Source organism: Sorangium sp. So ce726, from assembly GCF_051521405.1.
Lineage (GTDB): Bacteria > Myxococcota_A > Polyangia > Polyangiales > Polyangiaceae > Sorangium.
Genome location: NZ_CP150349.1, coordinates 13280497 through 13302457, shown reverse-complemented (window position 1 = coordinate 13302457; position 21961 = coordinate 13280497). Strand labels below are relative to the sequence as shown.

General features: G+C 72.8%; 17 protein-coding genes. 4 read left to right on the top strand and 13 right to left on the bottom strand.

The features are described from left to right. Window positions 1–76: 76 nt before the first annotated feature. Window positions 77–1309: a hypothetical protein gene (locus WME79_RS49600; protein WP_437530256.1), complete on the top strand. Its 1233-nt coding sequence runs from the start codon at window positions 77–79 to the stop codon at window positions 1307–1309. Between the two features lie 20 nt (window positions 1310–1329). On the opposite strand, the gene WME79_RS49595 is transcribed toward WME79_RS49600, so the two are convergent. The 7 genes from WME79_RS49595 to WME79_RS49565 form a co-directional block, all read right to left on the bottom strand. Continuing rightward, a complete protein-coding gene (locus WME79_RS49595; protein WP_437530253.1) occupies window positions 1330–2373 on the bottom strand; it encodes a GAF domain-containing protein in 1044 nt (347 codons plus the stop codon). A 43-nt stretch (window positions 2374–2416) separates the two neighbouring features. Continuing rightward, window positions 2417–3385 carry a histone deacetylase family protein gene (locus tag WME79_RS49590; RefSeq protein ID WP_437530250.1) on the bottom strand — a complete coding sequence of 323 codons (969 nt, stop codon included), beginning with the start codon at window positions 3383–3385 and terminating at the stop codon, window positions 2417–2419. After that, window positions 3382–4788, bottom strand: a complete 1407-nt coding sequence (locus tag WME79_RS49585) for an aminotransferase class III-fold pyridoxal phosphate-dependent enzyme (protein WP_437530247.1) — start codon at window positions 4786–4788, stop codon at window positions 3382–3384. Before WME79_RS49585 ends, WME79_RS49590 begins: the two co-directional genes overlap by 4 nt. A gap of 34 nt (window positions 4789–4822) precedes the next feature. Further along, window positions 4823–7147, bottom strand: a complete 2325-nt coding sequence (locus tag WME79_RS49580; protein ID WP_437530244.1) for an FdhF/YdeP family oxidoreductase — start codon at window positions 7145–7147, stop codon at window positions 4823–4825. Beyond that, window positions 7144–8013, bottom strand: a complete 870-nt coding sequence (locus WME79_RS49575) for a formate dehydrogenase accessory sulfurtransferase FdhD (RefSeq protein ID WP_437530241.1) — start codon at window positions 8011–8013, stop codon at window positions 7144–7146. Before WME79_RS49575 ends, WME79_RS49580 begins: the two co-directional genes overlap by 4 nt. Before the next feature lie 186 nt (window positions 8014–8199). After that, the gene (locus tag WME79_RS49570; RefSeq protein WP_437530239.1) at window positions 8200–9189 is read right to left on the bottom strand and encodes a hypothetical protein; all 990 of its coding nucleotides are present in this window, start codon (window positions 9187–9189) and stop codon (window positions 8200–8202) included. Beyond that, window positions 9186–10520 carry an aminotransferase class III-fold pyridoxal phosphate-dependent enzyme gene (locus tag WME79_RS49565; RefSeq protein WP_437530236.1) on the bottom strand — a complete coding sequence of 445 codons (1335 nt, stop codon included), beginning with the start codon at window positions 10518–10520 and terminating at the stop codon, window positions 9186–9188. The genes WME79_RS49570 and WME79_RS49565 overlap by 4 nt, the downstream gene beginning before the upstream one ends. Window positions 10521–10688: 168 nt before the next feature. Between WME79_RS49565 and WME79_RS49560 the strand changes: the two genes are divergently transcribed. Further along, the gene (locus WME79_RS49560; RefSeq protein WP_437530234.1) at window positions 10689–12131 is read left to right on the top strand and encodes an aldehyde dehydrogenase family protein; all 1443 of its coding nucleotides are present in this window, start codon (window positions 10689–10691) and stop codon (window positions 12129–12131) included. Window positions 12132–12291: 160 nt separating this feature from the next. On the opposite strand, the gene WME79_RS49555 is transcribed toward WME79_RS49560, so the two are convergent. The 4 genes from WME79_RS49555 to WME79_RS49540 form a co-directional block, all read right to left on the bottom strand. Beyond that, window positions 12292–13089 carry a DUF4142 domain-containing protein gene (locus tag WME79_RS49555; protein WP_437530231.1) on the bottom strand — a complete coding sequence of 266 codons (798 nt, stop codon included), beginning with the start codon at window positions 13087–13089 and terminating at the stop codon, window positions 12292–12294. 162 nt (window positions 13090–13251) lie between these two features. Then, a complete protein-coding gene (locus WME79_RS49550; RefSeq protein WP_437530229.1) occupies window positions 13252–14862 on the bottom strand; it encodes a ferritin-like domain-containing protein in 1611 nt (536 codons plus the stop codon). A gap of 23 nt (window positions 14863–14885) precedes the next feature. Next, complete coding sequence (locus WME79_RS49545) at window positions 14886–15200, bottom strand: hypothetical protein (protein WP_437530227.1); 315 nt, start codon at window positions 15198–15200, stop codon at window positions 14886–14888. Window positions 15201–15329: 129 nt separating this feature from the next. Further along, window positions 15330–15842 carry a hypothetical protein gene (locus tag WME79_RS49540; RefSeq protein WP_437530225.1) on the bottom strand — a complete coding sequence of 171 codons (513 nt, stop codon included), beginning with the start codon at window positions 15840–15842 and terminating at the stop codon, window positions 15330–15332. Window positions 15843–16147: 305 nt separating this feature from the next. On the opposite strand from WME79_RS49540, the gene WME79_RS49535 reads away from it, so the two are divergent. Further along, the gene (locus WME79_RS49535) at window positions 16148–16711 is read left to right on the top strand and encodes a GNAT family N-acetyltransferase (RefSeq protein WP_437530222.1); all 564 of its coding nucleotides are present in this window, start codon (window positions 16148–16150) and stop codon (window positions 16709–16711) included. A gap of 42 nt (window positions 16712–16753) precedes the next feature. On the opposite strand, the gene WME79_RS49530 is transcribed toward WME79_RS49535, so the two are convergent. Beyond that, window positions 16754–18244 carry a serine/threonine-protein kinase gene (locus WME79_RS49530; RefSeq protein ID WP_437530219.1) on the bottom strand — a complete coding sequence of 497 codons (1491 nt, stop codon included), beginning with the start codon at window positions 18242–18244 and terminating at the stop codon, window positions 16754–16756. Window positions 18245–18508: 264 nt separating this feature from the next. Here WME79_RS49530 and hemL point away from each other — a divergent pair, with 264 nt between their 5' ends. Continuing rightward, window positions 18509–19822, top strand: a complete 1314-nt coding sequence (gene hemL, locus WME79_RS49525; protein ID WP_437530216.1) for a glutamate-1-semialdehyde 2,1-aminomutase — start codon at window positions 18509–18511, stop codon at window positions 19820–19822. 204 nt (window positions 19823–20026) lie between these two features. Here the strand turns inward: hemL and WME79_RS49520 are convergent, their stop codons facing one another. Beyond that, the gene (locus WME79_RS49520) at window positions 20027–21766 is read right to left on the bottom strand and encodes an FG-GAP repeat domain-containing protein (RefSeq protein WP_437530214.1); all 1740 of its coding nucleotides are present in this window, start codon (window positions 21764–21766) and stop codon (window positions 20027–20029) included. Window positions 21767–21961: the final 195 nt, after the last annotated feature.

Below are 21961 nucleotides of genomic sequence, written 5' to 3'. Positions count from 1 at the left end.
ACGAGCGCTGCGCGAGCCACGATGATCACCTATCAGAGGAATGCGCCTCTGGCACCATGAACCCCGGGAGCCCTGCTTGAAGCGACGTGTCCGGCTCTGCATGAAGGATCTCTTCCACCAGGACGTGGTGGAGATGATCGAGCGCGAAACCCGCAAATACCAGATCTGGTCCATCGAGGATCCTTCCGACCCGGACTTCGACGCGGCGTATCAGGTCCTCTGGGACTGCTTCGGTCCTCATGGAGAGATGGAGCGCAAGGAGGCGATCGAGGCGTTCCTCCGCGACGACCCGTTCACGCCCGAGCCGTCGGGAACCTACATGCGCTACTTCCTGCTCGTGGCGCGAGACGCGGACGGAAAGGTGCGCGGCGTCCGCGACGGCACCGTGCTCATCAATCCAGCGTACGCGCCGGACCTCTGCGTCATCTACCTCGCTCATATCTTCATGCTCCCCGAGGCGCGCGGGACGGTGCTGTCGTACTGGCTGCGCATCTCGCCGGTCGAGCTCGCCATGCAGTACCTCACCGACCTCCACGCGATGGGGAAGATCACGCTCCCCGCGCCCTCGGCCCCGGGCAAGTACTTCGGGATGAACGTCGATCTCGCGGCCGAGGTCGAGTACTTCACGCCGGAAGAGCGCCTGTCGTGGCAGCGCATCCTGTTCTACGGCCGCGGCGGGTTCGACGCGATCAACCCGCGCCACTTCCCCTACCGCCAGCCCGACTTCCGCGATCCCGACGTGATCCGCTCGACCGGCAACCAGCCGTCTCCCTTCATGGTCCTCGTGCGGCGCATGGGCCGCGAGCGGCAGGCGCAGCTGCCGATCGACGAGGCGAGGGCGCTCATGCGGCTCCTGTACGACGACTTCGCGGATCACTGCGCGCCGCACCTGCTCGAGAACAGCCTCCAGCTCGTCCTCGACCGGCTGGAGGAGCGGGCGAAGCGGAAGAGCTTCGTCGAGCTCTTGCCGCTGCCGACGGGGCCCAGGGATCTGCACCGGCTGAAACCGCTCTTCCGGCACAACGTGTTCACGAAGTACTACCCGGACAGCCCCGACGTCCGCGGTTACCTCAACAGCGGTATCCGCGAGAAGCTGCTCGCGAACCCGCGCCACCTCGACGAGGAGCTCGCCCGCATCGCCCGGGAGCTGGAGACCCGTCCGCCGTTCGTTTACGGGAGCCGGGACAAGACCGCGACCTGGGAGGGCACGCCGCTCTCGCCAGGCGCGGAGCCGATCCCGGACGGCGCCGACGCGGGCGAGATCACCCGCGAGGTGCCGGCGCCGGCGTCGACCCTGCCGCCGCGGTGATCACCACGGCGCCGCGCTGATCACGCCGCCCCGGGCGGAGCGGCGGCGCCGCCGCTCCCGGGGCCGGCCGTCGCGGCCCGCGCGCGCAGGGCGTCCGCGCGGAGCCTTTGCACCGCCGCGGAGGCGGCCTCGTGGGCGTCGAGCGCGCCGCGCAGCACGAGCGCCCGCCCCTTGGCCGCGGCGGCTTCTCCCAGCGTCCCGTCGAGCACCCCCTCGGCGAGCCGGACGAGCGGGCCGATCTCGGCGAGGTTCCGCGCGATCGCCCGTGCCTCCGTGGCGAGCCCGGATGCCGTCTCGCAGGGCGAGGCGCTCTCGATGGCCGCGGCCTCCTGGCAGAGCTCCTCCGCGACGGGGCCCATGTCGCGCCAGCACGCGACGGCCGCGCGCAGGCTGGCCGGCGTGACGTGGGTCGCGCGCGACGCGTCGATCGCCCGCGCCGCGTCGACCCGCGGCCCCGCCGTCGCCACCTGCGCCGCGGCGATGACGGGCGAGAGGGCGAGGAGCGCCCGCTCCAGCACGCGCGTGGCCTGCTCGACGCGGACGAGGCGCTCCTGCACGTCGGCGCTGGCCAGCGGGGCCTCGCTCAGCGTGAGCGCGGAGAGCCGGCCGGAGACGTCGATGGAGAGCTGCTCGAGGGCGCCGACGATGCGCTGGTCGAAGCGGCGCGGAACGACGTCGAGCACGCAGAGCGCCCCGAGCACGTGCCCGTGCGCGCGCACCGGCACGCCCGCGTACGCGCGGATGCCGTAGCTCTCGACGAGCTCCTTCGGGACGCGCTCGTCGCGCAGCGCGTCGTCGACGATGAGCGGCACCTCGTCGAGCACGACGAGCTGGCAGAAGGAGTTGCTCCTCGACGTCGCGCAGCTCACGGCGAGCTCGAGGGGAAGCCCGTGTTGCGCGCGCAGCAGCTGGACATGGCGCACGAGCAGGCTGACCACGGCGATCGGCGACCGGGCCAGCTTGGCGGCCCGCACCACGCAGGCGTCGAGGATGGCGTCCGCGTCGGCGCGCAGCACGGCGCCGCGCAGCTCGGCCAGGCGGGCGGGGTCGTTCAGGTCGGCCATCGCGCGATGGTACCCTGCCTGAGGGGGCGCAGGTCGGCGGAGGTCACCCCGGGCGCGCCGCCGCTTCCCTCGCCCGCGCCGCCGCGATGAAGGTGCGGAGGTGCACCTCGACCACCCGGCTCACGTCGGGCGTGTACCCACCCGCGAGCACCCACGCGATCGGGATGCCTCGCTCGAGCGCGGCCCGGAACACGATCTCGTCCCGCGCGTAGAGATCGTCGTGCGTCAGGTCGAGCGGCGAGTACGGGTCCTCGCGGAACGGATCCGCGCCGGCCTGGTACAGGATCAGGTCGGGCGCGGCGCGATCGATCGCCGGGCCGAGGTGCCGCTCCAGGATCTCGAGGTAGGCGGCGCCGCCGCTCCCGCCCGGGACCGGGACGGACCAGCAGTTCTCCGTGTCCGGGGCGCGCTCGCCCTCGACGTCCCGGTACGCTTTGTTCTGCTTGTACCAGTTGCCGTAAATGGAGAGCTGGAACGCCCAGGGGCGCGACGCGAGCAGCGAGGCGGTGCCGTTGCCGTAATGGAGGTCCATGTCGACAACCAGGCCGCGGCGGATGCGCCCCTCGGCGCGCGCGCGCTCCAGCGCGACGACGAGGCCGTTGAAGGTGCAGAAGCCCTCGCCGTGGCCCTCGTGCGCGTGGTGGAAGCCGCTCGCGAGGTTGCCCGCGAGGCCGTCCTCGAGGGCCGCGGCGGCGGCGGCGACGCAGCCGCCGTTCGTGAAGCGCACCGCCCCGGCGAGCGCCGGCGACCACGGGAACTTCTGCGACTCGGCCAGCGCCCGGGGCTCGCCGGTCGTGATCGCCTGGACGTACCCGGGCGCGTGGACGCGCAGGAGGTCCTCGTCACAGGCCGCCTCGGGCTCCTCGATGCGCGCGGGCAGGCCGCTCCGCTCGATCGCCTCGCGCACGAGGGCGAACTTGCGCATCGGCATGACGTGCTCGCCGATGTCCGCGAAATAGCGCGGCGTGTGGAACACCCGGATCGGGGGCGAGGCGGCGGCGTCAGAGGTCACTTGCAGACCGACTCGAGGTGATCGAGCGCCTCGCCGACGTGGCGCGGGGCGAAGATCAGCGCCGGCCGGAAGCGGAGCGTGCGCTCGCCCGAGCCGCCCACCTCGAGGCCGCGGTTGCGGAGCGCGGTGAGCGCCGCGTCGCGGCGGGCGGCGTGGGGGAAGTCGACAGCGGCGAAGGTGCCGCTGCCGCGGGCGCCCGAGAGCACCGCGGGGTAGCGCCGGCAGAGGTCCTCGAGGCCGGCGACCAGGCGCTCGCCGGTCGTCCGCGTGTTCTCGAGGAGCCGGTCGCGCTCGATGACCTCGAGGATCACCTCGAGCTGCGCGCCGCGGAGGGGGTCGCCGAGCCAGGTGTTGAAGACGCGCAGCGGCTCGATCGGCGCGAGCTCCTCGCGGCAGTAGAAGCCGCCGAGCTGCATCTTCTTGGAGAACGTGACCATGTCCGGCGGCTCGGGCAGGTCCCACGCCTCGTGCGCCCAGAGCGCGCCGGTCCCACCGCCGCAGGTCTGCACCTCGTCGATGATGAGCGCGACGCCGCGCTCCGCGGTGAGGCGGCGGAGCGCCTGGAAGAAGGCCGGGCTCGCGTGGCGGTCGCCGCCCTCGCCCTGGATCGGCTCGACGATGACCGCGGCGATCTCGTCCGGGTGGGCGTCGAGCGCCGCCTCGACCGCCTCGAGCGAGCGCGCCTCGGCGGCGCGGTTCTGCTCGGCGTGCGCCGCGAGGGGGAAATGGCTCGCGGGGAACGGCGCGACGGGCCAGTCGAACGCGGGGATGTCGAGCTTGTGGATCGGCTTGCTCCGCGTCGCCGAGAGGGCGCCCATGCTGCGGCCGTGGAAGCCGCCCTCGAAGGAGAGCACCTTGAAGGCGTTCACGCCGGGCTGCCGGTTGAGCATGGCGGCGGCGAGATCGCCGTCGCTCGGCTGCGCGCCGCCGCGCCGGCGCCGGGCGAGCCGGATGAACGCGGCCTTGAGGGCGTTCTCCACCGCCTCCGCGCCGGTCGTGAACGTGAAGACGCGCGTGTGCCCCTTCGGCGCGACGCGCATCAGCGTCTTCTCGACGAGGTCGACCCACTCGGGCGCGGGCGCGACGCCGAGCGCGGAGCGGTATCCGGCGCACCAGTCGAAGCGGCCGCTGCGCCACGCGGCGAGCAGGTCCGGGTGGTTGTAGCCGATGGGCACGGCGGCGATGTGCCCGTACACGTCGAGCAGCACGTTGCCGTCCACGTCGACCATGTAGTTGCCCAGGCTCTTGCGCGCGTCCTGATAGAAGTGGATCGGCCGCGCGTCCTGGTAGCGATGGTGGCGGGCGCGGAGCGCCTCGGACGCAGGCCCCGGGATGGCGGTGCGCATCGAGGCGCGCTCGGGCTCGCCGGGGATGGGCGGGGGGATGTGGGTCGGGGCGTTCATGGTCGGACTCCAATGCAACGGGAGCGGCGGAGCGTCACGCAGATCCGTCGGTCGCGACGGCCGCCCGGACGCGCACCACGATCGATTTCGACGCGGGCGTGTGGCTCTTCTCGGCGATGCTGCCGAGCGGCACGAGCACGTTCGCCTCGGGGAAGTAGGCCGCGACGTTGCCGCGGGGGATCGAGTACAGCACGACGCGGAACGCGCGCGCGACGCGCTGCCCGTCGGAGAAGCGGCTCGTGACGTCGACGAGGTCCCCCTGGGCGAGGCCGCGCTCGGCCGCGTCCTCGGCGTTCATGAACACGACGCGGCGCCCGCCTCGGACGCCGCGGTAACGGTCGTCGAGCCCGTAGATGGTCGTGTTGTACTGGTCGTGGCTGCGGATCGTCATCATCAGGAGCTCGCCCGGCTCGAGATCGTGCCGCGGGAGCGGGTGGATCACGAAGTTCGCCTTGCCGGTCGCCGTGCGGAACTCACGCCGCGCCGCCGCGTTTGGCAGGGCGAAGCCGCGCGGGTCCCGGATGCGCGCGTTGAAGTCGTCGAAGCCGTCGATCGTGCGCTCGATGAGGTCGCGGATCCTGTCGTAATCGGCGGTGAGCTCTTCCCACGGCACGCGCGATCTCGCGCCCAGCGCCGCGCGCGCGAGGCCCGCGACGATCGCCACCTCGCTCCGCAGCAGCTCCGAGGCCGGCGGGAGGCTGCCGCGCGAGCTCGAGACGACGCCCATCGAGTTCTCGACGGTCACGAACTGCGGGCCTCCGGCCTGCACGTCGCGCTCGGTGCGGCCGAGGCAAGGCAGGATGAGCGCGCGCCTGCCCGTCACGAGGTGCGCCCGGTTCAGCTTGGTCGACACGTGCGCGGTGAGGTCGCACCGGGCGAGGGCGCGGGCGGTCAGCGCCGTGTCTGGCGTGGCCGAGAGGAAGTTGCCGCCCAGCGCGAAGAAGACGCGGGCGCGCCCCTCGGCCATCGCCGCGATCGCGGCGACGGTGTCGAGCCCGTGGCGGCGCGGCGGCGAGAAGCCGAAGTTCTGCTCGATCCGATCGAGGAGCTCCGCGGGCGGGCGCTCCCAGATGCCCATCGTCCGGTCGCCCTGCACGTTGCTGTGCCCGCGCACCGGGCACGCGCCGGCGCCGGGCCGCCCGACGTTGCCGCGAAGGAGCAGGAAGCTCATCACCTGCTGCACGTTGGCCACGGCGTTCTGGTGCTGCGTGAGGCCCATGGCCCAGCACGCGATCGTGCGCTCGGAGCGCATCGCGATCTCGGCCGCAGCCCGGATCTGGTCGCGCGGGACGCCGCTCTGCGCGACGATGTCGTCCCAGGCCGCGCCGCGCACGGCGCCCGCGAACGCCTCGAAGCCGTGGGTGTGGCTCGCGATGAACGCGCGATCGAGCACGGCGCCCGGCCGCCGCTCCTCCTCCTCGAGCATCTCCTTGATGATCCCGGTGAAGAGCGCGACGTCGCCGTTGATGCGCACCTGGAGGAAGAGCGTCGAGAGCGGCACGCCCGAGCCGACGAGATCGAGCGGGTGCTGCGGGTGCTGGAAGCGCTCGTTGCCGACCTCGGGGAGCGGGTTCACCGTCACGATCTCGCACCCGCGCAGCCGCGCCTCGCGCAGCGCCGAGAGCATGCGCGGGTGGTTCGTCCCCGGGTTCTGCCCGACGACGAAGATCGCGTCGGCCAGCTCGAAATCGTGGAGGGATACCGTCCCTTTGCCCACGCCGATGGCCTCGCGCAGGCCGACGCCGCTCGACTCGTGGCACATGTTCGAGCAGTCGGGCAGGTTGTTCGTCCCGAGCTCGCGCACGAAGAGCTGGTAGAGAAACGCCGCCTCGTTGCTCGTGCGGCCCGACGTGTAGAAGACGGCCTCGTCCGGCGAGCCGAGCGCGCGCAGCGACGAGGCGACGACGTCGAGCGCCTCGTCCCACGACACCGGGCGGTAATGCGACGCGTCCTCGTCGAGCAGCATCGGGTGGACGAGCCGCCCCTGCTTGCCGAGCCAGTGGTCGGATTGCCGCGAGAGCGCCTCGACGCTGTGCTCCCGGAAGAACTCCGGCGTGACCCGGCGGAGCGTCGCCTCCTCGGCGACCGCCTTGGCGCCGTTTTCACAGAACTCGGCGACCGAGCGCTTCTCTTCGGGCTCGGGCCACGCGCAGCCGGGGCAGTCGAAGCCCTCGCCCTGGTTCACGCGGAGGAGCGTGCGCACGGCGCGCGCGACCCCCATCTCGCCGATCGCGTGCCGGAGCGTCGCGCCGACCGCCGGGAGCCCGCCGGCCGCCGCGCTGCGCTCGCCGATCCTGGGCGCCTCGGGCTCGAGCGGCGGCTCCACCTGCACGCCGCGCAGCACGTCGCGGGCCGTCACGACGCGGCCTCCGCCGGGACCGCGACCGGGACCTCGACGCGCTCCCGGCCGGCGTACACGTTGAACCGCCCATCGCGCGCGAAGCCGACGAGCGTCATCCCGTGCGCCGCCGCGAGCTCGGCGGCCAGGCTCGAGGGCGCGCCCACCGCGACCATCACCGGGATCGAGGCCCGGAGCGCCTTCTGCACGAGCTCGAACCCGGCGCGCCCGCTGACCATGAGCACCGCGCCTGGGTCGGGCAGCCGCCCCGCGAGCAGCGCGGCGCCGATCAGCTTGTCGACGGCGTTGTGGCGCCCGACGTCCTCGCGGAGATCGGCGAGCGCGCCGCTCGCGTCGAAGAGGGCCGCCGCGTGCAACCCCCCGGTCCGCCCGAACACCGCCTGCGCGCCGCGGAGCCGCGCGGCGAGCCCGTGCACGACGCCCGGCGCGAGCCGGGGGACGCCCCGCGCGAGCGGCGAGGGGGGCGCGAGCGCCGCGACGTCGATCGACGCCTTGCCGCAGACGCCGCAGCTCGCGCTCGCGACCGCGAGGGCGCGCTCGGTGCGCCCGAGATCGACGGCCACGTCATCGCCGAGCGTGACGCGCACGAGGTCGCCCGAGGGGCCGACGGCCTCCTCGACGGCGACCACGTCGGCCGCGCGGGAGATGACGCCCTCGGCGAACAGGAGGCCGATCGCGAGCTCGCGGTCGTTGCCGGGCGTGCGCATCGTGATCCCGAGGCGGCGCTCGGCGCGGCGCTCGTCCCCGGGGGCGCGCGCGACGACGATGATCTCGAGCGGCTCCTCAACGGCGAGCAGATCTTCGGCGTCCGAGGCGGTCTCGCCCGTGATCGTGCGTATCGAGATGTGGGCTGTGCTTGACGGCATGGCGGCGTGTCCGGTGCTCTCAATCGTAGCCCGCGGCGACCCGCCGAGCAGGATTCGCGTGGAGCCGCCCGCCTGGCCGCCGCCAACCGCGCTCCGACGCGCCCCGGGCGGAGCCCTCACAGGGATCTCGGCCGAACAGCCGGCGCCTGCGACGGGTCGCGGAGCCCCGGGGACGCCTGACCCCGGCTATCCCGAGGACCACGCCGCGCAGAGCCTCTCGAGCTCCCGATCCGGCGCGTCGAGCGGCGCCTTGCCGCGCCACGCCGGCGGGAACAGGGGCATCACCGCGCTCCGGAGCACGGGCGCGAACCCCGCGACCTCCGCCGGCCCCCGCGGGATCCGGATCAGGGGCACGCGCTCACCCGGAAACGCCGCCAGGCGCGCGAGCGCGTTCTCGCGGATCGGCGCGAGCTCGCTCGGGCTCACCTCGCGCGCGTGGACGGCCTGGTAATGGCGCAGAAACGACTCGGCCCGGGCGCGCGGGATCTCGTCGCGCTCCTCCTCGCCGACCTGGCGCACCACCGCGAGCAGCGGCAGCGGCACCGGCGTGACCCCGAGCGCCGCGATATCGCGGAAGTCGGGCTGCGCGTACGGGAGCACGTCTGGCGGGACGATCGCGAACCCCGCGCGCCCGTAGGCGATGAGCCGCACCACCGTGTCGCGGTCGTCCGGGTCGACGGCCTCCATCTCGGCGGCGAGCATCACCTCTGCGCCGTCGCCGCCGGCCCCCTCGCCCCCTGCGAGCCCCGCGTCGCCGATCGCGCGGCGCGCGAGCGCGACGGGCGCCGCGCGCAGCAGGGCGGCGAGCCCGGTGCGGCGGAAGGGCGGCAGGACGAGCGCGTGCGACAGGAGCGCCACGCAGCGCCGCGCCGCGCGGTCCAGCGTGACGTAGCAATCGCGCACGCCGGCGAGGTGCCCCTCCGCGTCGCGCGCGAGCAGCAGGTGGTACGTCGCGGAGATGGGCGCCCCCGCGTCCGTGTGCGCCCCGGTGAGCCACGCCCAGAGCACCTCGCGGCGCTCGAGCTCGCCCTTCGGCCCGAAGACCGCGTCGAGCGCCCGGTAGCCCTCGTCGAACGCCGCGCCGTCCTGCGCCTCGTCCACGGAGAACTGCGCGAGCGCCCGCGCGACCTTCTCCGGCCCCTCCCCCGGGCAGACGTCGCGCGGATCGACGATCATCCGGCCATCTCGCGCAGCACCGCGTCGAAGACGCCGATCGCCTCGTCGACGTCCGAGACCGTCGTGATGAGGTGCGGCCGCAGCCGCACCGAGCGCGTCCCCGTGTAGCTCGCGAACACCCCGCGGCGGAGCGCTCGCGAGAGGAAATCGTCGCGCGCCGCGGTCGTCGGCAGATCGAACGCGAGCAGGAAGCCGCGTCCGCGCGGCTCGCTCGCGAGCGCGGGGTAGCGCTCGCAGAGCTCCTCGATCCGCGAGAGGAAGTGGCGGCCCGTGGCGCGCACGTTGCCGAGCAGATCCTCGGACTCGATCGCGCGGAGCGTCGCCAGCGCGATCGCGGACCGCGCGCGGTCGCCGTTGCGCGTCTGGTACATGCGCCCGAACTGCGCGACGTCGTACGCCGACGTCGCGAAGAACCCGCCCATCTGCATCTTCTTCCCGAAGCACATGAGATCGGGCGGGCGCGGCAGCTCGAGCTGCTCGTGCGCCCAGAGCGTGCCGGTGATCCCCATGCCGGTCTGCACCTCGTCCAGGATGAGCGCCGCGCCCGCCTTCCCGGCGAGCTCCTGCACGCGGCGGAAGAAGGCCGGGCTCGCGTGCCGATCGCCCCCCTCGGACTGCACGGGCTCGACGATCACGGCGGCCACCCGGCCGTCGTGCGCGTCGAGGATCTGCTCGAGCGCGGCGAGGGCCTCCGCCTCGGCGCGGTCGTTCTCGTCGGCGAAGCGCGCCAGCGGGAAGCGGCTCGCGGGGAAGGGCGCCGTCGGCCAGGGGAACGCGGGCAGGTCGGCCTTGTGAATCACCTTCGAGTGCGTGGCGGACATCGGCCCGAGGCCCCGGCCGTGGAACGCACCGGCGAACGACACGACCACCGCGTCGGTGCCCGCGTTGTCGAGGATGCTCTTCTGCATCGGCTCCGGCAGCTCGAGCGGGTTCTTCGGCAGCCCGGCGGCCTCCCGCCGGCGCTCGCCGTGCCGGATGAACGCCGCCTTGATCGCGGACTCGACGCCCTCGCCCCCCGCGTCCACGCAGAAGACGCGCGCCATGCCGCGCGGCGCGAACCGCTGCTCGAGCGCCTCCACGAACTCGAACCAGGCCGGCGTCGTCACGAACGGCGTCGACGTCGGGTTCGCGACGGCGCGGATGAAGGCCTCGCGGTGCGCCACCTCGACCAGCGTGGGGTGGTTGTAGCCGAGCGCCCCGAGCGCGAAGTTCGCGAACAGGTCCAGGAACACGTTGCCGTCCACGTCGACGAGCGAGCACCCGCGGCTCGCGATGTCGTCCATCACGACCGCGCGGTACCTCGACTGCATGTCGAAGCCGCCGCGCGCCATCCAGGCGCGCGCCTTCGGCCCGGGCAGCTCGGTGACGACTCTTCGCGGAGGGACGGACGGGAGCGTGGGGCGATCGGAGAAATCCATAGGCAGCGCGAGTATCCCGCACGCCGGGGCGCGTGTCATCGCCGCTTGCCGCGCCCGGGTGCGCGGGTTTACGACGGGGGCATGGGTGACACGCGCGAGACGGTGAAGAGGCTTTGGATCGACAACGCCGAGAGGGAGGCGCTCTCGGGCGAGACGTTCGAGACCGCGAACCCCGCGACGGGCGGGGCGCTCGCGCGGCTCGCCCGCGGCCGCCGCGAGGACGTGGACGCCGCCGTGGCGTCCGCGCGCGCGGCGTTTCCGCGCTGGGCGGCGATGGATCCGAACGAGCGCGCGCGCATCCTGTGGAAGGCGGGGGAGCTGATCCTCGCGCGGTGCGAGGAGCTGGCGCGGCTCGAGGCGCTCGACACGGGCAAGCCGATCACGGCCGCGCGGACGATCGACGTGCCGCGCACGGCGGACACGTTCTTCTACTTCTCCGGGTGGGCGACGAAGCTCGGCGGCGAGACGATCCCGGTCCGGGGTCCGTTCCTGAACTACACCGTGCGCGAGCCGCTCGGCGTCATCGGCGCGATCATCCCCTGGAACTTCCCGCTCTTGCTCGCGGCGCGGAAGGTGGCGCCCGCGCTCGCGGTGGGCAACGTGGTGGTCGTCAAGCCGCCGGAGGAGGCGAGCCTCACGACGCTGGAGCTGGCGCGCATCCTCGCGGAGGCGGGGGTGCCGCCGGGGGTCGTCAACGTCGTCACGGGGCACGGCGAGGAGGCGGGGGCGGCGCTCGTCGAGCACCCGGGCGTCGCGAAGATCTCGTTCACGGGCGGCACGGAGACGGGCAGGACGATCATGCGCGCGGCGGCGGGCACGCTGAAGAAGCTGTCGCTGGAGCTGGGCGGCAAGAGCCCCAACATCGTCTTCGCGGACGCGGACGTGGAGAGCGCCGCGAAGGCGGCGGTGACGGCCATCTTCTACAACCAGGGCGAGCTCTGCACGGCGGGGAGCCGGCTCCTCGTGGAGCGGGCGGTGCACGACCGCGTGCTGGAGGTGGTCACGAGCGGCGCGCGCCGGCTGGTCCCTGGCGATCCGCTCGATCCGTCGACGCAGATGGGCCCCCTCGTCTCGGAGGCGCACTTCACGAAGGTGCTCGGCTACATCGACCGTGGCGCGGCCGAGGGCGCGCGCCGCGAGACCGGCGGGCGCCGCGAGGGCCCGGGGTTCTTCGTCGAGCCGACGGTGTTCTCGGCGGTCTCCCCGTCGATGAGCGTCGCCCGCGAGGAGATCTTCGGCCCCGTGCTGGCGGTCCTCCCCTTCGACGACGTGGAGGAGGCCGCGCGTGTCGCGAACGCGACCGAGTTCGGCCTCGCGGCGGGCATCTGGACGCGCGACGTCGGCAAGGCGCACGCGCTGGCCGCGCGCCTCTCGGCGGGCACGGTCTGGATCAACACGTACAACCGCTTCGACGCGGCGAGCCCGTATGGCGGATACAAGCAGTCCGGCTTCGGGCGAGAGAACGGCCGCGCGGTGCTCGACGAGCTGACGCAGCTAAAGTCCGTTTGGGTCTCTCTCGGCTGAGGAGCGGGGCTCACCCGCTTCGGATACGGGCCCATCTCGACGTTTTCGGTGCTCGGCGTACGTGAGTACGCCTGCGCGCCGAAAACGCCGATCTGGACCCGTCTCCTGTGCGGGTGCGCCCCGCTCGGGGACGTATCGGCGCCTGGTGCCGAGCTGCCGACTACTTCGGCGGGGGCGCGGCCTCCTTGGTGCCAGGCTTCGTGCCGTGGGCCGGGGGCTGCGCGCCGCCCTGGGTGCCTGTCGCGCCCGCGCCCGCCGGACCGAGCTTCTGCGAGAGCGCCTCCGCGTCCTTCAGGTGCTTCTCGATCGTCGGACGGAGGTCCTTCTCGACCATCGCCTTCAGATCGGCGTTCTTCGCGTTCGGCAGCGCCTTCCTGTCGAGGAAGTCGAGCGTGTTCTGGTGATCCTTGATCATGGTAGCCACGAACTGCTGATCGAAGTCGGCCCCTTGCAGCGCCTTCAGCTGCTCGAGCGCGTGTTGCGTGTCGTCGGTGAGCTGCTTGCTCTTGTCCGACTCCGCCGCCGTGATACCGATCTTCTTGGCCAGCTTGGCCTGCTTCGCCTTGGCCTCGGTGTGGTGCTGAGCAATGACCTTGGCATAGGCCTTCACGTCCTTGCTCTTGGCCTTCGTCTGCGCGAGCTGGGCCTCGTCGATCTCCTTCTTGTTCGCGGCGTCAAGGACGGCGAGGAGCTGCTCGTCGGTCAGCGGGGCCTCGGCGGGCGCGCTCGGCGGCGTGGTCGTCCCCAGCTGCGTCGCCCCCGCCTGCGGCTCGGTGCCGGGCGGAGGAGCCGGCGGCGTCGCGGGAGGCGCCGCCTCCGGCAGCGGCGGGGCGGCGGTCGGGGCCGGCGGCGGTGGTGCTTCGTTCGTGCCCGGGCTGCTCGCCGGGGGCGGGTTGGAGCAGCCGACGCCGACAGCGAGACCGATCGTCAGGACGAGAGCGTTGCGCGATGCGACCATGGGTAAAGACCTCCTCACGTGGATTCGAGTGCCGGCCCCCGTGCAAGATCCGGTGCACGGCACGGGTGCACCCTTTTCTCCCGAATCCAGGCGACTGCCCCCTTCCCGCTGTGGCAAGTTGCTACGGGAGTGGGCGAATCTGCCTCATCAGTCCGCTTGCGATCAGGAGGATGCCTGTGGCGGACTCGACGGTTGCGCGGCGGCGCTGTCGCGCGACAACCCCGGTAAGGCCGCGCGGCATGGCGCGATGACCTCGGCGAGCACCTCGCGGCGCAGCGCTCCGAGCGCGCGCGCCGGGAGCAGGCCGAGCGCCTCGTGCACGGCGGGCCCGGGGGCCGGGTCGACGGCGTAGCGGGCGGCGGCGCGGGAGAACGCCCGCTCCGCCGCGGAGCGCGCCGGCTCGCCGAACGTCGCGAGCATCCACGAGAGCGCCCTCCACGAGAGCGCCGCGTGCCGCTCCTCGTCGGCGGCGATGCGCGCGAGCGGGGCCGCGAGCGCCGGATCCCCGGCGCGCTGCGCGATCTCACGGCCCTCCGCCGCGCCCAGCGCCTCGCCCACGCAGCCCTCCTCGACGAGCGCCTCCACCACCTCGGCGACGCTGGCGCCGAGCGGCGCCGTGGCCGCCTCGAGCAGCGGCCCGGGGCCGATCGCCCGGCCGGCGAGGCGGGAGGCGACGCCGTAGGCGAGGCGCGCGTGCTCCATCTCGTCGAGCGCGGCGCGGTGCGCCTCGCCGACGAGGGCGGCCGGCGCGCCGAGCGCGAGGAGCTGGAGGGAGAAGCGGGCGAAGCTCGCGATGGACGCGTGCTCGAGCGCGGCCATCGCGGCGTAGTGCGCCGCGGCGAGCTCGCGCACCTCGGGCGAGAGGGACGCGACATCGAGCTCGGCGGGAGCGCGCCAGTCGTCGCGCGCGGCGCCCTGCGCGGCGCGCGGCTGACCGTCGACGACGAGCGGGCGGCCGATGGCGCAGGAGATCCCGGCGCACTCCCAGCGCACGCTCTCTCCCTCCGGGTCGGGGACGACGCAGGCGGCGCCGCGGCTCTCGTCAGATCGGCAGTCCGCGTCGCGCAGGCAGGTATCTTCCTTGGTGCGGCAGGCGAGCGTGACCTGCTCCCAGCAACCATTGAAGTACGCCGACAGGCCGCAGGTGTTGCTGGGGCAATCGGCGTCGACCGAGCAGAGGGCCTTTGCGCAGACCGAGTGCTGCTCTCGGAGGGCGCCTGTCCCCTTGCACACGCAGGCCTCGGACGCGCCGCACTCCGCGTCGCTCTCGCAGGCGTACTCGCAGCCGCAATACGCGCCTATCTGCCCGACCGCGCTCACGCACTTTCCGCGGGGTCCCTCCTTGCAATCGGCGTCCGTCCTGCACTGGAACGTTCGCTCCGTGCCGCTGCACGCTTGCTGGTTGATGGTCGCGTCGCACCGGACCCGCGTGGCGCGGTGCACCGTGCCGTCCCGCTCCTGGACCCAGCCCACGCCGCGCGGCGGCCGGGGCGTGGACGAGCCCTGCTCGTCCGGGACGCCCGCGTCGCGGGGCGTGGCCTGCGGCTCGCCGAGCGTGACGACCGCGATCTCGGGGCTCTTCGCGTTGGAGCAGCCGGCGGCGCCAGCGGCGAGGAGGAGGGTCATGCGGAGCGAGCGGTGACGATCCATGACGGGAGGGTAGCAGAGGGGGGCGCGCGCCTCGGCCGGCGGGCTCGCGGGGCGCTTCGCGCCGGCGTCGGGGCAGCGCGGGCGGAGCGCGTGGAGCAGGAGCGCACGCTCGATCCGGGACAATGCGGAGCAATGCGCTGGCGAGTTCACCGAGGTGGTGAGGCGTGGATAGCAATGCTTTTTGTTGACTCGCCTGGAGAAAGACCCGGCGTGATCGCACCCAAGATTTGCCAGCTATGGGTGGAGCGCGCCGGCAGCAGCACACAACCTGGACAAGCGCGCACAGCGCGATGACGCCTCGGGTCCGAGCTCGACGGACCAAGAAGAAGATTGTCATCGTCGACAACGACAGGAGACGCGATCTTCTTGAGCTCCGATTGTGCGATTGTACCGATCGCAACAACCACGGCATCATTCGGCAGGGAGCTCATCAGCGATAACCGCACGATCTCCAGCTCCACGCCGGCGGATACTCCAGATCAAGCTGGCAGGCCCTAAGGCACGTCCTGCAAGGGCTGCTGCCGTGTTCTGATCCGGACGCTCGCGCCCCCTTCGGCGCTGCTCGGTTGGCGCTCGCCGCGCCCGCGCGCCTACCGCCTCGGCCTGCGCCCGATCCCACGCGCGTCGCGGCCGATCGGCTCGCCCAGCTCGATGGCCGAAGCGCCGGTCCGCGATGGCTCCTCCCGCGGCTCGCCCACCTCGAGCGGGCCGTGCGCCTGCTCGGCTTCGGCGATCGACGGGTAATGCTCCACATCGCCGTCAACCGTCCAGCCACCTGCGCGCGCCGGGCGCACCACGCGGCCGAGCACGATCCCCTCCTCCCAGATCCCGCCGTGCTCGACGGCGATCGCGGCACCGGCGGACACATCGCCGAGCCACGACAGCGCGCCGTCCGGCCGCTTCGACGTGGGCCGCCAGCGCAGGATCGTGTCCTCGTGAAGCACGACCACCGCGCGCTCGCCAGGCAGCTCGGAGATCCCGAGGGCAAAGCGCACGCGGTGCCCCGGTGCCCCAGAGCCCGCGCCGCGCCCACTGCGGGCAGCGCTCTCCGCCTCGTCGATCGCGGCGAGCTGCTCCGGTAGCTGATCCTCGAGCGGAGCCATGCGCCGTGTCCTCCCCTGCAGATCTCGGACGAGGTCGCCGTGCCGTCAAGCCCGCTGCGTCGGCCGCCTCCTCGCACGCGCCGGCTCGGGCGGCGCGCGTCTTCCAGCCTCCAGCGCGCGCAGCGCTCACCCCTCGCGCAGCGCGCGACGCCCACGACGCACAGCGAGGGACGCACAGCGAGGCTCGGGCTCGAACGCCGCTCCAGGCGAGCACCGCTCCAGTCGAACGCCGCCCTGGACGGCGGTGGCCAGCGCCGTGTCCGACGCTTGACGTCCGCCGGACCTCCGCCCATCCCCCTCACTCGATGGTGTCGTTCGATCCGTTCCCCGTCCTGATGACGCCGCGCCTTCGCCTCCGCACGATCGAGCCCGCCGACGCCGCGACCATCCTCCGCATCCACTCCGACCCGGAGGTGACGCGCTACTTCGGCCGCGCGCCCGACAGCTCGCTGGCCGACGCGGAGCAGCGGATCGCTCTCGTCCTCGCCGGGATCCGCGACGCCACATCCATCCGCTGGGGCATCACCCTTCACGAGAGCGGAGAGCTCATCGGGACCACGGGCTTCTGGCGCTGGAACAAGCCCCATCGCTGGGCGGAGATCGGCTACGAGCTGCTGCCCGCGCACTGGAACCGGGGCATCATGACCGAGGCGCTGCGCGCCATGCTCCCCTTCGGGTTCGACGCGATGGACCTCCACCGCGTCGAAGCGCACATCGATCCCGAGAACCGCGCCAGCATGCGCGTTCTGGAGCGGCTCGGCTTCGTGCGGGACGGGCTGCTCCGCGAGAACTGCTATTACAACGGGCGGTACACCGACACCGCGATCTACGGGCTCCTGCGCCGCGACGCCGACGGCGCCGCGAGGTAACCCGAGATCGCCCGAGCGGCCTGCGCGCGCTCCCCTCCCGCGCTATCTCGGCGCCGTCGCTCCCCGGCTGCCCGGCGGCGCCGGGGTCCCGCGCCCGGCCTCGCCCTTGCGCTCCAGGTTCAGCTGGATCCGCGCGGGGGACTCCGACGTGATCTCCACCGTCTGCGAGACGCCGTCGCTCGATCGCACGTCCACCGAGAGCGACACCCCCGGCATCGGCCGCGCGATGACCTGGCTGCCCACGCCGAGCACCACGCCGTTCAGCCGCACGACCGCGGCGCTCGGCTCGATCTGCACCGCGATCGGATCCACGAGCGACCGCTGATCCCTCGGCCGGCTGAGCGCGACGAACATGAGCGACGCCACCGCGACGCCCGTGGACACCGAGGCAACGAGCCATGGCAGCGCCACCGGGCGCAGCGCATCGCCGCCGGCGCGCATCAGCCCGCCGAGCCCCCGCCGCGGCTCCGACCGCACGCTCCGCCGGCCCTCGGAGGGCGGCCCCGCCGACAGCGTCGCGCCCGGCTTTGGCCGCCACCCCGCGCGCTGCTGGGGGGCGACGGCGGCCGCGATGCGCTGCCGCTCCTCCTCCATGCTCTCCCCGCAGCGCTCCAGGAGGAGCTCCGCCACGTGCGCGGGCGTCACCACGCCCGACCTGCGCATGAGGAAGTCCTCCAGCACGCTCGCCATCTCGCCCGCCGTCTGGAAGCGCTTCCGCGGATCGCGCGCGAGCGCCTTCACGATGATCTCCTCGAGATCACGCGGGCAATGCGGCGCGATCAACGTGGGCCGCGGCGGCTCCGGCACCCCGGTCTGCGGCAGCACGAGGTCGTGCAGCACCTGGAACGGGAGCGCGCCCGTCACCGCCTCGAAGAGCACCACGCCGAGCGAGAAGATGTCCGAGCGGCGATCGACCGGCTGGCCCTGCGCCTGCTCCGGCGACATGTACTCGCCCTTGCCCTTGATCTCGCCCGTCTGCGTCGTGTCGCCCAGGCGCTCGAACGCCTTCACGATCCCGAAATCGGCCACCTTCACCGTGCCGTCGCGATCGATGAGGATGTTCTGCGGGCAGACGTCGCGGTGCACGATGCCGAGCGGCTCCCCGCGGTCGTCGTGGAGGTCGTGCGCCGCGTGCAGCCCGTGCGCCGCGTCGGCCACGATGCGCGAGGCGATCGCCGGGGAGAGCGGCATCGGACGGAGGCCCGGCCGGAGCAGCTGCTGCATCGTCTGCCCGTCGATCCACTCCATCACGAGGAAGAGCACGCCGTCCGAGTCGCCGAGGTCGAGGATCTCGACCACGTTGCGGTGGTGGATCTTCGAGGCGAGGTTCGCCTCGTCGAGGAACATGCGCTGGAACTGAGGATCGCGCGCGAGCGCCGGGATGAGCGTCTTCAGCGCGACGACCTTGTGAAAGCCGCGGGAGCCCTCCATGCGCGCGGCCCAGACCTGCGCCATGCCGCCCTCGCCGATGAGGCGCAGAAGCTCATATCGCCCGAGACGCTGCCCCGGACCGGGGTCCTCGGAGATCCGCATGGCTCACCAGATGCTGGTGCTCGGGGAGCCGCGCCCGCGGTCCCCAGGAGCAGCCCGGCCGCGGGTCGCGGCCCCTCTCTCCAGACGATCACCATAGCCAAGCGCGACCGCGCCGGAAAGGCTCGTGTCGCTCGCCCGCGCCCGCGACGCCTCGATCCCGGCGTCCGCGATGCCCGCGACGCCCCGCGCGCGCTTCTCCGCGCTTCTCCCTCGCCCGCGATCCGCGTCGCTCCCCCGCCTCGCCCCTGCTATGGCCGGAGCACGATGACGAACGCGACAAGCGCTCCGCCCACCCGCGCGGACCGGGCCCCCGCCTCCAAAGCCCTGTTCGACCGCGCCGCCGCCGTCCTGCCGGGCGGCGTGAACAGCCCCGTGCGCGCCTTCCGCGCCGTCGGCGGCGACCCCCTGTTCATCGCCCGCGCGGAGGGAGCGCGGCTGTTCGACGCCGACGGGGCCGAGTACATCGACTACGTGGGCTCCTGGGGGCCGGCCATCCTCGGCCACGCGGACCCCGCCGTCATCGAGGCCGTCCGCGAGGCCGCGCTGGGCGGCCTCTCGTTCGGCGCGCCGACCGAGCTCGAGGTCCGCTTCGCCGAGAAGATCCGCGAGCTCTACCCGAGCATCGACATGCTGCGCTGCGTCTCGAGCGGCACCGAGGCCACGATGAGCGCCATCCGCGTCGCGCGCGGGTTCACGCGCCGCGACGCCATCATCAAGTTCGAGGGCTGCTACCACGGCCACGCCGATCACCTGCTCGTCAAGGCGGGCAGCGGGCTCGCCACCTTCGGCGCCCCCGACTCCGCCGGCGTCCCCGAGAGCATCGCCCGCACCACGCTGTCCTTGCCCTACAACGACCCGGCCGCCCTCGAGGCCGCCTTCGCCGCGCGCGGCGGCGACATCGCCGCGGTCATCCTCGAGCCCGTGGTCGGCAACATGGGCTGCGTCCCGCCGGAACCCGGGTTCCTCGCCCTCGTGATCGACCTCTGCCGCAAGCACGGCGCGCTCTCGATCTTCGACGAGGTGATGACCGGCTGCCGCCTCGCCCGCGGCGGCGCGCAGGAGCGCTTCGGCCTCCGGCCGGATCTGACGACGCTCGGCAAGATCGTTGGCGGCGGCATGCCCCTCGCCGCCTACGGCGGCCGCGCCGACGTGATGCGCGTCGTCTCGCCGCTCGGCCCCGTGTACCAGGCGGGCACGCTCAGCGGCAACCCGCTCGCGGTCACGGCGGGGCTCGCGACGCTCGATCGCCTCACGCCCGCTCTCTACGAGCGGCTCGAGAAGCTCGGCGCGTCCCTCGAGGCGGGCCTCCGGGCCGCCGCCGAGGGCGCCGGCGCGACCGCCTGCGTCCAGCGGGTCGGCTCGATGATCACGCTGTTCTTCACGAAGGGCCCGGTCCGCTCCTGGGCCGACGCCGCCACGTCCGACACGAAGCGCTTCAGCGCCTTCCACGCGGCGATGCTCGCGCGAGGCATCTACTGGCCTCCGTCGCAGTACGAGGCGGCGTTCCTGAGCGGCGCGCACTCGGAAGAGGACATCGAGCGGACGATCGCCGCCTGCCGCGAGGCGCTCGCGGCCTGAGGGCCGCGCCGTCCCCTCCCAGGAGAACACCCGCGAGGGGGAGCTCAAGACGGCGAAGGGCCGACCGCCGCGGCGATCGGCCCTCCCCGCGCCGGCGCTCCTTCTGCACCGACGCTCCTTCTGCACCGACGCTCCTTCTGCACCGACGCTCCTTCTGCACCGACGCTCCTTCAGCGCCGGCGCGCGAACGGGCGCCGGAGCGTGTCAGTCCGCCGCGCGGACCCAGCCGTTTCTGTAGTAGTTGCCGCGGGCGGTCGGCCAGAGCAGGCAGTTCGTCGCCGATCCCGGCACCGTGTACACGTACGTGTTCGGCTCCGGGTCCGCCCCGTCCCACCCGATCTCGCGGAGCGACACGATGATCTCGATCGTCCCGTCGCCGTTCACGTCGGCGAGCGTCGGCACCGGCATCGCGCCGAGCCGCGGCAGCGCGATCTGGTGGAGGATCGTGCCGCCAGCGTCGAGCACGAAGAGGTGGCTCCTGTCCTCCTCGGTCGAGTAGGTGTTGAACACGACCTCGGGGATGCCGTCGCCCGACAGATCCCCGACCACAACGCCGCCCGTGAGCACCTGCGTGTCGTCCGTGTAGGTGACGTCCCAGAACTCGGTCTTATCGGCGTAGACCGCGTGGATCCGCCCGTCCAGGCCCGCGAAGATCATCTCGGGGCCGGCGTGCGTCGCGTCGAGATCGGCCACGGTCACCTGCTGCGTCATGGCCACGATGTTGCCGCCGAGATCCTCGCCGCCGGACAGGTAGTCCGACGCGTAGAACGGGCTCTCCCATCCCTCGATGCGGCTCGCGTCGTTGCGGACCACCCACAGGCCGACGCCCTGGGACTGGTCCGACATGTCGACGTCCTCGGCCGCCGCGAGCATGATGATCTCCGGCGTGCCGTCGCTGTCGAGATCCGCGATCGCAGGGGCCGAGTTCTTGAAATAGGCCTGCAGGTCGCTGCTGTCGCCGAAGCCCTGCTGCGCGAGCTCGAGATCGTGCATGTACCGCACGCCCGGCGTCTTCGGGCGGCCCTCGAACATGGGATTCGCGTCGAAGGCCTCTCCCGTGCCGTGATAGAACCCGGCATAGGAGTTATCCATCGGCGAGACGATGTCCTGGGATCCATCGCCGTCGAGATCACCGATGGCCAGGTTCTGGTCGTAGGCGCCCACGATCCAGCACTCGGCGTCGTCGCTCCGGCGCGCGTCGCAGCCGATGGTCTGGCTCTCGATCGGCGGGAAGCCCTGGACCGGCGACCCGCTCGCGTGGAAGGCCATGAGGATGTCGGAGTAGTCGGACCTGTCGGTGCTCGCGGCGACGACGTCGAGCTGGCCGTCGCCGTCGATGTCGCCCGCGGCGAGGGAGCGGATCTCGTCGTTCCAGGTGACGGGCCAGCCGCTCACCAGCTGGCCGCTCGCGTCGAGCATGTAGATCGTGGTGCGCGCCGCGAAGACCACCTCGAGCTGCTCGTCGCCGCGGAAGTCCGCGACGATCGGGCTCGCCCAGATGCGGCCGTTCTGACGCGACTCGTCGTACCGCCACTTCTGCTCGCCGTCGGGGCGCCAGACGACGACGTTGCCGTTGTGCGTCACCAGGATCTCCTGCTCGCCGTCGCCATCGAGATCCGCGACCACCGGCGACCCGAGCCACGCGCTCTCGTCGTCGTCGGACAGCTGGAGGAGGAGCTGGGGCTCCGCGACGTCGGAGGAGCCGCTCGACGCCGGAGCGCACGACGCGGCGGCCGGCAGCGGCTTGGAGCCTCCACCGACGGGGGGGCGGTAGCCACCGGAGCCAGAGGAACCGGAGGAGCCACTGCCGCTGCCGGTGGTGGGAGAGGTGCCGTCGACGTTGCCGAGCTGCCCTTCGCAGGCCGCGAGGGCGAGGACGCTGGTGAAGAGAGCGATTCTACCGGGAATTACAAAACCTCGGTTGGAGACAAGGGAGTTCATCATGCCAGGGAGCTTACCAGCGCTCTGGGCCCTACAAGGAGGTGGAAGCGGAAAATTGACGCAGTCGCGCACACGCCGAATGGTACGTTACGCTCCTCCTTCTGGCGCGCAGGTGGCACACGTCATTGCAGGAGGGAGGCAAGTACACGTTCGTGACGTAGCGCGCGCGCTCCCCACCCCCGTTCCCGTTCCCCACCT

Bases quoted from the DNA above. Each gene is read 5' to 3' on its own strand.
- WME79_RS49595 (WP_437530253.1), bottom strand. From the start codon at position 2,373: ATGGCCGACCTGAACGACCCCGCCCGCCTGGCCGAGCTGCGCGGCGCC.
- WME79_RS49560 (WP_437530234.1), top strand. From the start codon at position 10,689: ATGGGTGACACGCGCGAGACGGTGAAGAGGCTTTGGATCGACAACGCC.
- WME79_RS49535 (WP_437530222.1), top strand. From the start codon at position 16,148: ATGGTGTCGTTCGATCCGTTCCCCGTCCTGATGACGCCGCGCCTTCGC.
- WME79_RS49520 (WP_437530214.1), bottom strand. From the start codon at position 21,766: ATGATGAACTCCCTTGTCTCCAACCGAGGTTTTGTAATTCCCGGTAGA.
- hemL (WP_437530216.1), top strand. From the start codon at position 18,509: ATGACGAACGCGACAAGCGCTCCGCCCACCCGCGCGGACCGGGCCCCC.
- WME79_RS49555 (WP_437530231.1), bottom strand. From the start codon at position 13,089: ATGGTCGCATCGCGCAACGCTCTCGTCCTGACGATCGGTCTCGCTGTC.
- WME79_RS49575 (WP_437530241.1), bottom strand. From the start codon at position 8,013: ATGCCGTCAAGCACAGCCCACATCTCGATACGCACGATCACGGGCGAG.
- WME79_RS49585 (WP_437530247.1), bottom strand. From the start codon at position 4,788: ATGAACGCCCCGACCCACATCCCCCCGCCCATCCCCGGCGAGCCCGAG.
- WME79_RS49530 (WP_437530219.1), bottom strand. From the start codon at position 18,244: ATGCGGATCTCCGAGGACCCCGGTCCGGGGCAGCGTCTCGGGCGATAT.
- WME79_RS49540 (WP_437530225.1), bottom strand. From the start codon at position 15,842: ATGGCTCCGCTCGAGGATCAGCTACCGGAGCAGCTCGCCGCGATCGAC.
- WME79_RS49570 (WP_437530239.1), bottom strand. From the start codon at position 9,189: ATGATCGTCGATCCGCGCGACGTCTGCCCGGGGGAGGGGCCGGAGAAG.
- WME79_RS49565 (WP_437530236.1), bottom strand. From the start codon at position 10,520: ATGGCGCGCGGCGGCTTCGACATGCAGTCGAGGTACCGCGCGGTCGTG.